Annotated in this window: 1 protein-coding gene; it reads left to right on the plus strand. The window is 61.8% G+C overall.

What is annotated here, in order from left to right; all coding sequences use genetic code 11:
• The coding region (locus tag U5771_RS35320) for an IS256 family transposase (RefSeq protein ID WP_322028200.1) at positions 1–502 on the plus strand (502 nt) is incomplete at both ends.

The raw sequence follows: 502 nt of genomic DNA on the forward strand, positions 1-502 counted from the left end.
GAAGACGCGCGGCTGCCAGGACATCCTGATCGCCGTGGTCGATGGCCTGAAGGGGCTGACCGAGGCCATCAGCGCGGCCTATCCGCGGACCACCGTTCAGACCTGCATCGTGCATCTGATCCGCAACAGCCTCGAATACGCCAGCTACAAGGACCGTAAGGTGCTCGCCGCAGCGCTGCGCCCGATCTACGCGGCTTCCAGCGAAGAGGCGGCACGGCAGGCGTTGCAAGACTTCGCCGATGGTCCTTGGGGCGTGAAGTACCCGACGATCGTGCAGTCGTGGCAACGCGCGTGGGAGCACGTCGTGCCGTTCTACGTGTTTCCGCCGGAGATTCGACGGGTCGTGTACACCACGAACGCCATAGAAAGTTTGAATATGCAGTTGCGCAAGATCATCAAGACCCGTGGTCACTTCCCCAATGACGAGGCGGCTATCAAGCTGCTCTGGCTGGCGCTGCGCAACGTACTGGCCAAGACCGTGAGGTCTGCGTTCGACTGGAAA

Source organism: Burkholderia sp. BCC1977 (assembly GCF_905339595.1).
Classification (GTDB): domain Bacteria; phylum Pseudomonadota; class Gammaproteobacteria; order Burkholderiales; family Burkholderiaceae; genus Burkholderia.